This is a genomic window from Oribacterium sp. P9, assembly GCF_046365365.1.
GTDB lineage: Bacteria > Bacillota > Clostridia > Lachnospirales > Lachnospiraceae > Oribacterium.
Genome location: NZ_JBKEIS010000009.1, coordinates 13,446 through 28,504 on the forward strand (window position 1 = coordinate 13,446; position 15,059 = coordinate 28,504).

Below are 15,059 nucleotides of genomic sequence, written 5' to 3' on the forward strand. Positions count from 1 at the left end.
AAAGATGCCAACACGGATTTCCATTCTGTGTTGGCATCTTTCGTTTTTCAGGCCTTCGTCTGTGTGTCGAGCTTTTCAGCGAGCAGTTTTTCCTGTGCGTAGTCGTGGAAGCACTGGAGCCAGATGGCGTAGGCGGCGTTGGTTTCGTGGACGTAGTGGTCGGAGCAGTACTGCGCGGCGAGGGTGCCGTTGGCGGCCTTCAGGTGAGAGGCGATGTCGAGGTAGCCCCAGCCGTTTTCTGTGCAGAGGGCCTGCATGCGTGCGTTCAGCGCATCGATATTTGCGTTGGTGAGCTTGCCCTTTTCTGAGCCCTGGTACATCGGGGTCGTGCTGATGATGGTGAAGGCGATGTCCGGATTCACGGCCCGAATCTGGTTGATGAGGCGGACGTAGTAGTCGACCGTGCTGTCAACGCCGCCGATATTCAGGTCATTGAGACCGAAGAACATGAAGACATGCTTCGCACCGACCATCTGAAGCGAATCCCAGATGAAGTGCTGCGCGCCCTGGTAGGTCGGATGCACGGACTTCTTCGAGATGGCCATGAAGGCGTTGTGTGCAGAGAAGCTGCCACGGGTGAGGAAGCCGAGGTTCTGAAGGATCGCGCTGCTTCCCTTCTGGCGGTTCGCGTAGAGCTGGAAGCCGTAGGCGACGGAATCACCGGTGACGTAGGCGCCCTGGAAGTAGTTCGCGATTTCTTCTTCGGTCGGCGGAAGCAGTGACTGCACCGGCTGCGTCTCTGGGATGCCGGTCGGCGCGCCGGAATCAGATGATGCATTTGCGGTTGCGCCCGTCGCTTCTACCATGGCCGGACTGCTGCCTGTCTGATTTATCACCTGACCGGCAGTCAACGTGGCACTCTGGGTGGTGGCGGGCAAGGCAGAAGCGCCATCGGTATGTGCGCCTGGGCCGGAGGCATTGGCCTCGAGAACGGACGGATCGATGCCACGCCCGGCGACACCGGCGAAGGCGCTGAGCTTACATGCGAAAGAAGCGAGCAGCAGATAGGTGAAGAAAAGGGTTCGTTTCAGAGATTTTTTCGGGTGGGTCATGGGAAACTCCTTTCGTTGAGGTTTCAAAAAGTAAGGTGCGTTCGAAGGCATGCAGGATTCGATTGATTTACTGATTTCATTGTAGCGAGTTCGATGGGGAAAAGCCAGTGAAGGCAGAATTCTTCATAGATTCGTAATGTTCAGCGACTACTGTTCAGACGTAGCCCGGCGGACAGCAGCCGAGCCACTCCACTCGTCTGCCGTCTCCTTGACTTAACTACGGTTGAACAGTAATGTTGAGCGGGTTTTTCATGGGCAGCGCGGCCATAATAAATGAAAATCGGTGGCACTATCCAATAGCTGTCGGTTTTTGAGATAATGGATATTTATAACAAGTTTTATCATTTTTGAGAGTGGGGCAAAAATATCTACGATTTCAAAATAGGACACTTATTGGATAGTTTTCTGTGAAATGAAATATACGCATATATGCGTACTATCGAATAGCCGTTGCTTTTCAAAAAAGTGGATATGTATTTGGAGCTTCGGTGAAGCATTTCGTTGAAGGCATATCCAATAATCGCTTTTTTCCTAAAAGCTGGATACCTGGGAGCAGAGCTCTCTTATGAAATAAAGCGTCTGATATCCAGTATTTTTGAAATCTTAGAAAATTGGATAATTTCCAGTTTCTTCCAACGCTTCCAGACAAAAAGCATATCCAATATCTTCAAAATCAGGCCAGATTAGATAAATGGTAGAAAACAGTGGCATTTGCCAAAAAGTTAATATAAACTAACTATCTGGACAGGATATATATATATATATATATACGCGACGATGGCAGAACGTGAACATCGGTTTCCGCGCGCCTATCCGATATATACGCGTGTGCGACGATGGCGGCGCTACGCAGCACATCCGATGGATAAAAGGGAGGGTAGAAATGACGAACGAAATGAATGCAGTGATCGGTATCGCGATTCCGTTTCTGGGGACGAGTCTCGGGGCGGCGTGTGTGTTTTTCATGAAGCGGGCGCTGGGGGAGCTGGTGCGGCGGGCGCTGGCCGGCTTCGCGGCGGGGGTCATGGTGGCGGCATCCATCTGGAGTCTGCTGATTCCGGCGATCGAGCAGATGGCAGGCTGGGGGAAGCTGTCCTTCGTGCCGGCCTTCGTCGGCTTCTGGATCGGCGTGCTGTTTCTGCTGGTGCTGGATCACCTGATTCCGCATATGCATGTCGGCAGCAGTGAGGCGGAGGGACCGAAGACGCGGCTGAAGCGGCCGACGATGATGGTGCTGGCGGTGACGCTCCACAATATCCCGGAGGGCATGGCGGTCGGCGTGATGTACGCGGGCTTCCTGTCGGGGAGCATGCAGATCACGGCGGCCAGTGCGCTGGCGCTCTCGCTCGGTATCGCGATTCAGAACTTCCCGGAGGGGGCGATCATCTCGATGCCGCTTCGCGCGGAGGGGGCGAGTAAGCGGCAGGCCTTCCTCGGCGGTGTGCTGTCGGGCGTCGTGGAGCCGATCGGTGCGGTGCTGACGATCCTCGCTGCGCAGCTCATCGTTCCGCTGCTTCCGTATCTCCTCAGCTTCGCCGCCGGTGCCATGCTGTATGTCGTCGTGGAGGAGCTGATTCCGGAAATGTCGCAGGGCCGCCACTCGAATGTCGGGACCCTGCTTTTCGCCGCCGGCTTCAGCGTGATGATGGTGCTGGACGTGGCGCTCGGGTGAAGGAAAAACCGTTGCCGCCCCGCCGGGGCCCCTGCCTGCTTGCCTGAACTGTCACGTTACTGTTCAAACGTAGGTAAGTCAAGGCGCGGCTCGGCGGACGGCAGCCGGAGGCCGAGCCACGAGTGAACAGTAACACTGTCACCATACTTTTTTATATTTTCACGAAGTGTATACATTTTATGCTAAAATGGCAGGTGTCAAAATGAATGATGAAAAATGGCGCTGCAGGGACTGAAAACTTTCTCAAATCCCAGGAGCTGATCATTTTTTTGTCAAACGTACGTATATAATGACTTCTATCACATAAAGAAACGAGGCAAGTATGGTTCATTTTATCGGGGCGGGTCCGGGCGATCCGGAGCTCATCACACGGAAGGGCGCGCGGCTTCTCCGCGAGGCGGAGATCGTGATCTACGCGGGTTCGCTGGTAAATCCGGCGCTGCTCGAGGAGTGCCGGCCGGATGCGCGCATCTATGATTCGAAGGATATGAATCTCGACGAGGTCTGCGCGCTGTATCTCGAGGCCGCGCAGTCGGGGGCCAATGTTGCCCGCCTCCACACGGGTGACCCCTCGCTCTACGGTGCCATCCGGGAGCAGATGAATTTTCTGAAGGCGCACAGCATCGACTACGATGTATGTCCCGGCGTCAGTGCGTTCTGTGGTGCAGCCGCCGCGCTTCAGACGGAATATACCCTGCCGGGCGTGACGCAGACGGTGATCATCTCCCGTGCAGAGGGGCGGACGCCGGTGCCGGAGCGGGAGCAGCTCGCGAAGCTCGCCGCGCATCAGGCGACGATGGTGCTGTTTCTGTCGGCAACCCTCGCGGACAAGGTGAAGACCGAGCTTCTCGCCGGTGGCTATCCGGAGAATACGCCGACCGCGGTCGTATTCCGTGCATCCTGGCCGGACGAGCGCGTGGTACGCACGACGCTCGCGAAGCTGCCGGAGGCCTTCGAAACTCCGGAGGCGCGCAACGAGGCCGGGCGTCTCAAGCCAGCGCTCATCATCGTCGGCCGCGCCATCTGCGACGCGACGATCTACGAAGCCTCGAAGCTCTACGACCCGGGCTTCACGACTGCGTTTCGACAGGGGAGTACATCGGCATCGTCGAAATAAGCTATGATAGTGCGTGCTATGAGCGAGTGGAAACAGCATGCGAACGATGTGACGTGCGTAGTATAGAATTTGTGAATTCAGTATAGAAGAAAGCAGCGAGGATATCGATGAATATTCAGATGATCGCATTTACAGAAAAGGGATATCGGCTGGCGGAGCAGCTGCGCACGCGCTGGATCACGGCGTCGGATACGTTAGGTTCAGCCAATGCTGTCGATCAGGATGCCTCCCAGAGAGCTGCCGGAGGGCAGCAGGCCTTATGGCGTTCAGATCCTGCTGTCGATCAGGATGTCTCCCGGGCAGCTGTCGGAGGGCAACAGGCCGCAGGTCTTTCTGAGGATTTGCATTTGTCGTACAGGGGATCGTCTAAGGAGGTTTCACAGCCGCCACGTATCGAGCTGCATGCGAAGACGGAGGCGCTGCCGGCGATTTCCGATCCGCGGAGCCTGCAGGACATCGTCGGGGAGTGGTTCACGAAGCCGGCAGACGATACAGACGGAAAGCGTGTTTCGTTGTCCGATTTCGAAGAAAAGCCGGAGATCTGCGCCCTCGGTGCTGGTGGACTTGAGCATGGCTTCGAATCAGAAAAATCTGGTGCCTGTGAGATGGATGCAAGGACTAGAGACGCCGGTACTAGGCATCCGTGCGACGCCATCATCTTCGTGGGGGCGACGGGCATCGCGGTGCGTGCGATCGCGCCGTTTATCTGTGGGAAGGCCGTGGATCCGGCGGTGCTCGTCATCGACGAGGCGGGGCGCTACGTGATCTCACTGCTGAGCGGTCACCTGGGTGGAGCCAATGCACTGGCCCGCACGGCGGCGTCGCTGATCGAGGCGGAGCCCATCATCACGACGGCGACGGACGCGGAGAGTGCCTTCGCGGTAGATACCTTCGCAAAGGAAAACGGCTTCCTCCTTACGGATCTCCGAAAGGCGAAGGAGGTGAGCGCGAAGGTTCTTCGCGGCGAGAAGCTGCGGATCTACTCGGACATCCCGATGGAGCGTCTCGTGCAGCGCCCGGCCCGCCACGAGGCAGAGCTTGTCCCGGCGCAGGAGATCGACCGCGCCGACATCGTGATCAGCTACCGGACGAAGCTGCTGAACCAGGCTACAGGCCTCCGCCTCATCGCGAAGCGGGTTCATGTGGGTCTGGGTGCGCGGAAGGGCGTGACGCAGGCCGAGGTCGCAGCGGCAGTCGCCACCTGCCTCGAGGATGCCGGCATTGACCCACGCGCGGTGGTGGCCCTTGCGAGCATCGACCTGAAGAAGCAGGAGGCGGGGATCCTCGCGTACAGCTACGAAAGCGGCGTGCCGTTCGTGACCTACACGGCGGAGGAGCTTCGGACGGTGGAGGGGGCCTTCGCGGGCAGCAGCTTCGTCCAGTCGGTGACGGGGGTGGCCAATGTCTGCGAGCGGGCGGCGGCCTATGCCGCGGGACGGAGCGGCCACGCTGAGGTGCTGGTGCATAAGACGATCCACGGGAGCGTGACGACTGCCGTCGCGGTGGAAGCGTAGGGGGACGAAGGATATACGCAAGCTAATACGCAGGTTCCTCCGGTGCGTGCAAGACGACGCTGGTCACGAAGAATATACGTAAGTTAAGAGGGAAACCTAAAGAGGAATCCTACAGCTGTATCTTCCGACAGAAGAAAGAAACCGATTAATACGTTCAAAATTGAGCAATAAAAATCATAAAATGTGATAAAAACGTTAGAACTATGGATTTATACTGGTGGTGGAGGTGAGCGGGATGTTGATTGAATTTCGATTTAAAAATTATAGATCTTTCCGTGACGAGGCGGTTTTATCCATGGAGGCGAGCGGTCTGGGAATGTATAAAAATTCCCTGATCAAGTATAACAGTAAAACCAGTCTTCTTCCGGGTGTCGCGATTTATGGAAAAAATGGTGGTGGAAAAAGTAATGTCATCCGTGCATTCTGGCTGGCGGTTCAGTTTATTAAAAATGCGCAGAGAACCCAGCATGCAGATGCCAAAATCGCGATGAATGAAGTAAAGGCTATATCCATGCATCAGGGCAAGGATCAGCATGGTAACGGGCAGCTTTATCCACTGGATCTTTCGGATGAATCGGATGGCACCAGAACGTTGATGTCGATTGCACCGGCTATCGAATCTGTGCTTGCGAACGGCGGCGTTCTTTTGACGGATGAAATCGAAAAGGGTCTCCACCCGCTGCTCGTTGATTACATTGTCGCAAAATTCCAGAGCAAGGAAACAAATCCGAAGGGGGCGCAGCTGATTTTCACAACGCATAATACAGAGCTTCTGAATATGGAGCTTCTTCGCAAGGACCAGATATATTTTGCGGACAAAAATCATGAGGATGGATCATCAGAGCTTTACAGCATCAGCGAATTCGGAACCAGAACGACAGAGAATATCCGTAAGGGATACCTGCTGGGAAAGTACGGTGCGATTCCGGACCTTGACATCGAGGAGGTGAAGTGATGCCTCGCCAGTTCAGAAAACAAAAACCGTACATCGTGGTGTTTTGTGAAGGAGAGAGTGAGCAGATGATTTCAGAACTTAAACGACTCGAGCCTGGATATGTGAAGGGTGATAAAAAAGCAACGGAGAAAATTGCAGAGCATTATCCGACGGCGGTAACGAATGCGGCAAAGACGATGAAGAATCTTCTGCCGGAAGGTTTGCCGGGGGTGGAAGATACAGATGAGAGAAATGAATGGCTATGTAAGAACTGCAAAACCTTTTCGAATGTTCATGAGGCGATCATTTATTTGTCAGGCTTGCGGATATAATGACTTGTATTAAATAAAGAAACGAGGATGGGGTGCCCCATCGGAAAGGACAAAACGCGTGCAGATCACAGAAAAACTTCTGAAGCCGCTGCCGGAGGTGCAGTATCTGAATACCGAAAATACGGATCGGTATCGCTGCATCATGCGTATCTTCTATGAAAATACGGAGAAGCTTCACAACTGGATGTACCAGGAGGAGGTGTATGATGCGCTGCGGGCATTCCCGGAATTCCGCGATTATCGGCTGGAGCAGTGCCAGCAGGATCTCACGAGCCTCGTAAACTGGCATAATCTCGAAACACTGCAGGACACGCGTCATGTGAGCTCCCTCGAGGAGTTCCAGAGCCGGCGCTACCGCTACCAGATGTCGCCCTACAGCGTAGAAATCGAGCGTCTAGTCCTTCGGCTCGAGCATCTCGAAATCGAGGGTGGGTCCCTGGAGCCGACCCTGCTTGAGCGTATCCGGCGGGCCATCGAACGCTTCCCGGAGATGGTCGATGCCGAGCCGGCAGAGGCCTATGATTTCTGGGATGATCTCGAGCGGAATTTCACGCGTCTCAATCAGAATTACCATGATTACATCCGCGACCTCAGCAGCGTGCGTGCGGAAGAGATGATGCATACACAGGAGTTTCTGCTGTTTAAGGATAAGCTCGTCGAGTATCTTCGGAACTTCGTCACGAGTCTGCAGCGGAACGTCGGCGTGATCGAGGAGCTGCTGCAGGTCCTCAGTCCATCGCTCTGTGAGGCGGTGCTGGAGAAGGTCAATGCTTACGAAGCCGCGATACCCCGGATGGAGCAGGTGGCACCGGAGACCATCGCGGAGAATAACCGCGGAAAGCTGGAGAGCATCCGCCGCTGGTTCCAGACCTCTGAGGGCGAGGACAATGAGGCCGGAAAGCTGTTCGATGCGACGAATGACATCATCCGTCGCATCACACGTTTCGCCATGGAGATGAGTGAGAAGAGTGCGATGGGCTCGAATCGACGGGAAGAGTACCGCAAGGTGGCGGAGCTCTTTCTCGCCTGCGAGGATCTGGCGGAAGCACATCAGCTGAGTGCATGCATCTTCGGTGTAGAGACACCGCGGCACCTTCGAAGTGAGGTGGAGGCGAACAGCCAGAGCATGAATATGAGCGCCTATGCGCTGGAGCCGGAGCGGAAGCAGTTGAAATCCCGCTCCCGGAAGGGCACAGAGCGGAGCAATCGAAGTGCAATCACGGATCACAGCGAAGAGAAAAAAGCGATGCGGCAGCAGATTCTGGAGGCGCAGCGAGCACGAAATGCAGCGCTGCAGGAGCTCGAGCAGGATGGCTGCATCGATTTCTCAGCATTGCCTTGCCTCACCCGAGAGCTGAGAGAGGTACTGCTTCGCTGGGTATCTGATGCGCTGGAGGATCCGGGACGGGCGGCACGTACCGAGGATGGACGGCGGTTCACCCTGGAAAGTGCGGGCCGGGGTGAACGCTGTGTGGTTCACTGCGAGGACGGTGATTTCGAGATGCCGAAAATGCGCATCGTTTTTGAAGAGGAGAACTGAGGATGCAGGAAGAACTGGAAGCGCTGCTATCGAAGCACTGGATACTGAAATCGGAGGATCGGGAGTTGTACTATCAGATCCGCGATCATGCGCAGGAGATCCGTAAATTTGTGACGGAGCGACTGGGCTGCCCGATGATCGAAAATCAGCTGCTCATCAAGGTCGAGCGGATCCCGGCGGTGCCGAAGCCGTTTATGGGCATACAGGAGTTCCGAAGTCCGCGGGAGTATGCGTTCTTTTCGATGCTGCTCATGTTTCTCGAGGAGCATGCCGAGGATCAGTTTATCCTTTCGCAGCTCACGGAATTCATCGCTGGGAATCTCCCGGGTGGTGGCGTGGATTGGACATCCTATCAGGAGCGTCGGCGGCTGGTGCGCGTGCTGCAGTATGCGGAGAGCCAGGGGATGCTGAAGCGGACCGATGGTTCGGAGGACAGCTTCGTGGAATCGCAGAAGGATGTACTCTATGAAAATACCGGCGTTTCCCTCTACTACATGCGCAGCTTTTCAGAGGACATCATGCACTATCGTGGTCTGGAGGATTTCCTGAACTCCGGCTGGTACGAGGTGGATGAGGATAAGGGCCTTGTGCGACGACACCGCGTCTACCGACGACTGCTCTTTGCACCGGGGCTGTACCGCTCCGAGGGCGCGGAGGGCGACTATGAGTATCTGAAAAATCAGGGTGCCCGTATGCGGGAGGAACTAAGCGTCCTGCTTTCGCTTCGTCTCGAGATCTCGAAGGGTGGCGCCATGCTGCTTTTAAGCGATGACAGCGGGCTGGGGGAAGCGTTCCCGGGCTCCAGTACGATGTCGGATATCCTGCTACTGGTGCTGGACGCCATCCAGAAGCGCGTGCAGAGTGAGGTCTGGAAGACGGATGTCCGGGACTGCATCGTGCTGGAGGAGCCGGAGTTCGATGCGCTGCTCCGCGAGGTGCGAAGCGAAAATCTGAGTCGCTTCTCGAAGGTCTACCGCGACCTTCCGGAGGGGGACTTCCTGAAGGAAGTGAAGGCACAGATGATGCTCTGGACCTTCCTTTCGAGAGACGCAGAGATCGGACGGCTCCGCCTGGAGCCGTCCTGCGCGAAGCTCGCAGGACGATATGTGGAAGCATAATCCGTTGCCGGTCCTCCGGGGCCCCTGCCGGCACGCCTACAACATTTGGAATTATTTAATCGCGCGTTCCACCTGCCGGGTGCCGCGCAGAAAGACAGGATATAGATTATGGGACAAAACAGATGGCATGCGAATAAGCTCGGCCTCATCAACTTCTGGTATTACGATGAGCAGGAATTCTGCTTTGCAAAGGGGCGGCTTCTGCTGCGCGGCTCGAACGGCTCTGGAAAATCCGTTACGATGCAGAGTGCGATTCCGCTTCTCCTCGATGGTAATGCGAATCCGGAGCGATTGGATCCATTCGGTTCCCGTGATCGTAAGATGTCTGGCTATCTCCTGGAGGAGGGCGATGAGCGAGAGGAGCGGACCGGCTATCTCTATATGGAGTTTAAGCGTGAAAAGAGTGAAGCCTACTTCACGATCGGCATGGGTATCCGCGCCCGCTGTGGAAAGCCACTGGACAAGTGGTATTTCGGTATCCTCGATGGTCGGCGCGTCGGCGTCGATTTTTCGCTCTATCGCAGTGGCGCGGAGAAGCTCACCCTGACCCGGAAGGAGCTCGAAAACCGCCTCGCGGAGGGCGGACGGGTCTATGATCGACAGGCCGATTATATCGAGTTCGTGAACCAGCAGCTCTTCGGCTTTGCGACGACGGATGCCTACCGGGAGATGCTTGATCTTCTTATCCAGCTCCGTACGCCGAAGCTGTCCCGCGATTTCAAGCCATCCGTCATCAACGACATCCTGAGCTCTGCGCTGCAGGGGCTCTCCGAGGAGGATCTGCGGCCAATGACGGAGGCCATCGAGAATATGGATTCCCTCCGACTTCAGCTGGAGACCAAGGAGGTTGCGCGAAAGGCGGTCGACCATATCGCGCGCGTCTTCGATCGCTATAACCGGAGCATGCTGTATGCGAAGGCGAGCGCGGCCGACCAGGCAGGAAAGCGCCTGAAGGCGAACACCCAGGCCCTCTCGGAGGAGCAGACGAAGCTCTCTGAGGCAGAGTCCAGGCTGACAGCATTAACCGACGAGCTGGCGCAGCTCTCCTCACAGAAGGCGACGATGGAGAAGGAACGGGAGGAGCTTGGAAAGAGCGATGCCTACCAGCTGAAGCAGGAGGAGCAGAGGCTCGTCGGACAGCTCTCCGGGCTTCAAGAGAATCACGCGAAGAAGGAAGCGCGGATCGAAAAGAAGCAGGATGATGAGCGTGCGTGCCGGGCACAGCTTCAGCAGCTGGATGAGAAAAAAGCGACGAAGCGCGCAGAGATCGGTAACTGCCTCGAGAATATGTCTGCGCAGGCAGAGTACATGAACTATCAGGCGCAGAGCTTCCTCAAGGATGAGCTCACAAAGGGAATCGACGAGGCATTTTCCTTTAAAACCTATGAGGCGGAGTTTCAGAAAACGAAGCAGGGCATACAGGAAGGTCTCGTGGTGCAGCAGCGCCTCGCGAAGGGGGAAGAGAAGCTCTGCGAGAAGCGGGACGGGCTCGCCCGGCAGCAGGATAACGCGGACCGCGCTGAGCGGAAGCTGCGTGAGGCAGAGGCGGCGCTCACGGAAGCAGAGAGCAGCTGGAAGGAAGCTCTTTATATCTGGCATGGCGAGAACCAGGAGCTGAAGCTGCCGGAGGAGGTACTGCAGGGGCTCTGCCGTTTCGCAGACAGCTATGATGAAGGCGCGGATTATGCGCAGGCGAAGCGTCCGGTAGACCTTCAGCTCCAGGACCTGGGGATTCACCTGAAGGAAGAACTGGAAGCCCGAAAGCGGGAAAGCCGGATGTTGGTCGAAGAGAAGACGGGCTGCGAGGCAGAGCTTCGCGAGTGGGAGAACGAACGTGAGCCGGAGCCGGAGCGGAGTGAAGCGGTGCTGGAAAACCGTCGTCGACTGACGAAGCGCGGCATCCCGTATCATGCGTTTTATAAGACGCTCGAATTCGCGGATTCGCTCGATGACGAGACGCGGAATCGCATCGAAGAGGCGATGCTCGAGATGGGGCTGCTGGATGCGCTGGTGATTGAAGAGAACTATCGGGAGGAGGTACTGCGGCTGGACCCGGGTGCCTGCGATCGCTATATTTTCGTACGCAAAAATGCAGGGAAGATTCTCGGAAAAACCGCACTCGATATGCTGACCCTGAACGATAGCGTCAACACTGTGTTCCTGAACATGGAGATGACCGATATTCTCAGCCATATCTCGATGGAGGACAATGCGGAGACCGTGATTTCCGCGAATGGCAGCTGGCGAAACGGCGTGCTGGCCGGTACGATCAGCGGGGAGTACCATGCCGGATTTATCGGCACGCAGGCCAGAGAGCGGAACCGTGCAGAGAAGATTCGTGTGTTAAAGGAGCGCATCACCGAGCTGGAAGCAGAAAACGCCAGACTTTCGGAAGAAGCAGCGCAGTTCCAGAATCGGATCGGGCGCCTCGAGGAAGAGTATAAGGGCTTCCCGAAGGAAAAGGCGCTGAAGGATGCACTCAATATCTGCGAAGAGGCGGAGAAGTGGCTGGATCTTCAGAATAAGCAAAAGCAGGCGCTCGATGCAGAGGTGCATGCGCTCATCCAGGCGCTGCAGGAGGATCGAACCGAGGCGGCGAAGATTGCAGAACGGCTGTATCTCCGGAACAGCCTGGAGGTGTTTGTGCAGGCTTCGCAGGCGGCGATGGAATATCAGAGCGGTCTCCGTGTACTGGTGCCTACCCATGCATCGTATCTCGATCAGGTCGCAGCACTCCGGCAGAAGCAGGATCAGCTCGACAGCATCGAGGCCGATCTCGAGCAGCTTCGCTATGACCAGGGCATCCTCGAAAAGGATATCCGCGATGCGGAGAACCGCAGGGCGTCTATCGAGAAGCAGCTTGCACTCACGGATTATGCGGCGATTCAGGAGCGACTGGATACCTGTATCGTGTGGCTCGCGCACTATGATGAGACGCGCGGCAACTGTGAGAACGAACGGGGCCGGAAGGAAACGGAATGTCGGAATACGAAGGAGAAAATCGAGAACCTGTCGGCGGCACGTATCCTGCTGGAAGCGGAAAAGACATATGCGGAGGAGGTTTACATCGAGGAGTATAAGCTTGGCTATGTATTTCCGGTAGAGGAGGTCGTGGCAGACGAAAGGCGTGTGGAAGAGCGCGGAAGTGCGACATCGGATAGCGTGGGCACGGAAGCGTATAATGCTGTGGCGGATTTGGCGCAAGCAGAAGAAAAGAAAACTGTGGTGTATATCAAGAGTGCGCAGGAGACGGTGGCCGAGCTCCGAAAGTCTGCGGAGGAGCTCGAGTCGCTGAAGACGAAGGTGCAGCAGGTATACTTTGAGTGCAACGGCTATCTGGTCGATTATCAGATCAGCTCCTTCGAGCAGTTTGCAGAGCTTTGGAAGAAGCGTCCGCAGGAGACGTTGCTTTCAACACCGGTACAGCGACTGGATTACCAGGCGCGCTATCGTGGCAGTCGGATTCCGTTCCAGAAGCTGTCGGGTATCCTCGATGAGGAGCTCGAGAGCCTGCGTCAGCTGATTAAGCAGACGGATCGGGAGCTGTTCGAGGATATCCTGTCGAACACGATGAGTCGGAAGATTCGAAGCCGCATCAACAGTGCGCAGAGCTGGGTCGAAAACATGAACCGGCAGATGGAGTGTATGAATACCTCCAGCGGTCTCAAGCTTCGACTTCGCTGGCGCAGTAAGACAGCGGAGAGTGAATCCCAGCTGGATACCGCCGAGCTCGTGGAGCTCCTGCGAAAGGACTACCGCTCCATGAAGGAGGAAGAGGCGGCACGCCTCAGCCAGCATTTCCGTTCGAAGGTGGAGGAGTCGCGCAGAATCGCGGAGGACAGCGGTGGAAGCGCTTCCTTCTATCAGGTGATGCAGGACGCGCTGGACTACCGGAAGTGGTTTGAGTTCCAGCTCTTCTGTGAGAAGCCGGGCGAGCGGCAGAAGGAGCTGACGAACTCGGTATTCGGAACCTTCTCTGGTGGTGAGAAGGCGATGTCCATGTATGTTCCGCTGTTCTCGGCGGTGACCGCGAAGTATCGGGGTGCCCGTCCGGATGCGCCGCAGATCGTATCCCTCGATGAGGCCTTCGCTGGCGTCGATAACCGAAATATCCGGGATATGTTCCGTCTCATGCGGGAGTTCGACTTCGATTTCATCATCAATTCCCAGGTGCTCTGGGGTGATGCGGATACCCTCGATGCACTGGCGATCTATGAGCTCGTGCGCCCGAACAATGCAAAGTTCGTCACGGCGCTTTCCTTCCTTTGGAATGGAAATGTTCGTGTGCTGATGGAGGATGCAGCAGAGATGGAAGAGGAGAGTAAACGACTTGAAAAATGATGAACTTCGGGAAGCGTGCCTTGCGTACTTTCGTAGCATGCCGGTGTTTGAGCGGCTGCTCTCTAAGTTCTGCGAGAAGTATCGCTCCTATGGCTGCTTCTGTGGCAGTGCCCGACTGAACATTCGAAGCGAGGATGAGCGGGAGGCGCTGGAGGGCTTCTTCGCGCGGAGCTATCATAATCAGAAAACGGCGACGATTTCTGCGCAGGCCTTCCGGCGGGCGCTTGAGCATACCCGCTTCGTAGAACTGTCGCCGGAAGAAATTCTGGAGGCCTTTGCAGGAGCACCGCTTTCTGGAAAGCGGGAGGAAGAGAGCCGGCGAAAGGCGTGCATCGCACGCTGCTGGAAAGCAGCAATCGGTCAGCAGGAAGCGTATGCGGACTGTGAAGCGTCGAGGCAGCTGCTGCATGAACTGCGAGCGGTGGCGGAGAAAGAAGAACCTGCGATATCGTCTGAGGATGTGCCCAGCATCGGAGCGATTGACAATACTGCGCATACATGCACATCCGAAGAAGCGGTGACGGCGCTTTACCGGCAGCTGATGAGTGGACGGCAGGAGCTGGTGGAAAACAAGCTTTTATGCGCACTCACAGAAGATTTGCATATACTGGTGCGGGCACTGGAGATTCTGAATCGGCTTTGTGTAGAGAAGCGTTATCAGTATCTTCCAGTCTTTGCAGCAGTGCTTTTCGGAGACCCGCATCGCCTGGATCCGGGAACGCGCGATGCACATCTTCTTCAGCTTTTACTTCAGTGGCTTGAGATACAGCGGGGAGTCGAAGCTGATGAGATGAACAGTATTCCGTCGCTTCGGCGGCAGGCAAGGTACCTGTCTGCCGGCATCCTGCTCGATGATGTATCGAATTATGCGATGCTTTGTGGTGTGGAAGCCATCGGACGAGATGGACTGGTCCATGCTGGCATGGCAGGATTCGCTGCCGATGGCGCACCGGTGAATGTACCGCTCTCGGTAATCACTGGGTGGGCGCAGCTTCGCTGTCGGGATAATACCCTCTGGATCGTGGAAAATCCGGTGGTGTATGCAGTGCTCTGCGAGCGCTTCGGACGCACGCGCTCGCTCATGTGCATGAATGGACAGCCACGGCTAAGTGCCTGGCTGATCCTCAGGCTTCTTCGTGCCGCCGGAACCCGCGTATACTATGCTGGTGATTTCGACCCGGAGGGGCTCTGCATCGCAGAGAAGGTGCAGCAGAGCCTGTTGCCGGGGCAGTGCGTCTTCTGGCATATGTCGGAAGCGGACTATCGTTCGGCACAATCCCGAAAACCGATCGAAGCCCGGCGGATGAAGATGCTCGACCATTTGCAGGATTCGCTGCTGAAGACGACAGCGGTGCTGATTCGGAAGCAGGGCGTCGCCGGATACCAGGAGAACATCCTGCAGATGTATCTTTCAGAGGAAAACACTTGATGGGGGATTG

10 protein-coding genes are annotated in these 15,059 nt (G+C 56.2%); 9 read left to right on the plus strand and 1 reads right to left on the minus strand.

Annotation, left to right across the window (positions count from 1 at the left end; genetic code table 11):
• Positions 1–47: 47 nt before the first annotated feature.
• Positions 48–1,052 (minus strand): SGNH/GDSL hydrolase family protein, encoded by a 1,005-nt coding sequence (locus tag ACK8P7_RS06885; RefSeq protein ID WP_410043482.1) that lies wholly within the window; start codon positions 1,050–1,052, stop codon positions 48–50.
• Between the two features lie 883 nt (positions 1,053–1,935).
• Between ACK8P7_RS06885 and ACK8P7_RS06890 the strand changes: the two genes are divergently transcribed.
• From ACK8P7_RS06890 to ACK8P7_RS06930, 9 genes are all read left to right on the plus strand, one after another.
• Positions 1,936–2,724 carry a ZIP family metal transporter gene (locus tag ACK8P7_RS06890; protein ID WP_410043483.1) on the plus strand — a complete coding sequence of 263 codons (789 nt, stop codon included), beginning with the start codon at positions 1,936–1,938 and terminating at the stop codon, positions 2,722–2,724.
• A 322-nt stretch (positions 2,725–3,046) separates the two neighbouring features.
• Positions 3,047–3,841, plus strand: coding sequence for a precorrin-4 C(11)-methyltransferase (gene cobM / locus ACK8P7_RS06895; protein WP_410043484.1), 795 nt, complete (start codon positions 3,047–3,049; stop codon positions 3,839–3,841).
• A 119-nt stretch (positions 3,842–3,960) separates the two neighbouring features.
• Positions 3,961–5,355, plus strand: a complete 1,395-nt coding sequence (locus ACK8P7_RS06900; protein WP_410043485.1) for a cobalt-precorrin 5A hydrolase — start codon at positions 3,961–3,963, stop codon at positions 5,353–5,355.
• Between the two features lie 235 nt (positions 5,356–5,590).
• Positions 5,591–6,310 carry an AAA family ATPase gene (locus ACK8P7_RS06905; protein ID WP_410043486.1) on the plus strand — a complete coding sequence of 240 codons (720 nt, stop codon included), beginning with the start codon at positions 5,591–5,593 and terminating at the stop codon, positions 6,308–6,310.
• Positions 6,310–6,621: a hypothetical protein gene (locus tag ACK8P7_RS06910; protein WP_410043487.1), complete on the plus strand. Its 312-nt coding sequence runs from the start codon at positions 6,310–6,312 to the stop codon at positions 6,619–6,621. The genes ACK8P7_RS06905 and ACK8P7_RS06910 overlap by 1 nt, the downstream gene beginning before the upstream one ends.
• 58 nt (positions 6,622–6,679) lie before the next feature.
• Complete coding sequence (locus tag ACK8P7_RS06915) at positions 6,680–8,161, plus strand: TIGR02677 family protein (protein WP_410043488.1); 1,482 nt, start codon at positions 6,680–6,682, stop codon at positions 8,159–8,161.
• Positions 8,162–8,163: 2 nt separating this feature from the next.
• Positions 8,164–9,279: a TIGR02678 family protein gene (locus ACK8P7_RS06920; RefSeq protein WP_410043489.1), complete on the plus strand. Its 1,116-nt coding sequence runs from the start codon at positions 8,164–8,166 to the stop codon at positions 9,277–9,279.
• 108 nt (positions 9,280–9,387) lie between these two features.
• On the plus strand, positions 9,388–13,620 hold the full coding sequence (locus ACK8P7_RS06925) for a TIGR02680 family protein (RefSeq protein WP_410043490.1): 4,233 nt from the start codon (positions 9,388–9,390) through the stop codon (positions 13,618–13,620).
• The gene (locus ACK8P7_RS06930; protein WP_410043491.1) at positions 13,610–15,049 is read left to right on the plus strand and encodes a TIGR02679 domain-containing protein; all 1,440 of its coding nucleotides are present in this window, start codon (positions 13,610–13,612) and stop codon (positions 15,047–15,049) included. The genes ACK8P7_RS06925 and ACK8P7_RS06930 overlap by 11 nt, the downstream gene beginning before the upstream one ends.
• Positions 15,050–15,059: the final 10 nt, after the last annotated feature.

Excerpts from the sequence above, each read along its gene's own strand:
- ACK8P7_RS06885 (WP_410043482.1), bottom strand. The coding sequence starts at position 1,052 with ATGACCCACCCGAAAAAATCTCTGAAACGAACCCTTTTCTTCACCTAT.
- ACK8P7_RS06890 (WP_410043483.1), top strand. The coding sequence starts at position 1,936 with ATGACGAACGAAATGAATGCAGTGATCGGTATCGCGATTCCGTTTCTG.
- cobM (WP_410043484.1), top strand. The coding sequence starts at position 3,047 with ATGGTTCATTTTATCGGGGCGGGTCCGGGCGATCCGGAGCTCATCACA.
- ACK8P7_RS06900 (WP_410043485.1), top strand. The coding sequence starts at position 3,961 with ATGATCGCATTTACAGAAAAGGGATATCGGCTGGCGGAGCAGCTGCGC.
- ACK8P7_RS06905 (WP_410043486.1), top strand. The coding sequence starts at position 5,591 with ATGTTGATTGAATTTCGATTTAAAAATTATAGATCTTTCCGTGACGAG.
- ACK8P7_RS06910 (WP_410043487.1), top strand. The coding sequence starts at position 6,310 with ATGCCTCGCCAGTTCAGAAAACAAAAACCGTACATCGTGGTGTTTTGT.
- ACK8P7_RS06920 (WP_410043489.1), top strand. The coding sequence starts at position 8,164 with ATGCAGGAAGAACTGGAAGCGCTGCTATCGAAGCACTGGATACTGAAA.
- ACK8P7_RS06925 (WP_410043490.1), top strand. The coding sequence starts at position 9,388 with ATGGGACAAAACAGATGGCATGCGAATAAGCTCGGCCTCATCAACTTC.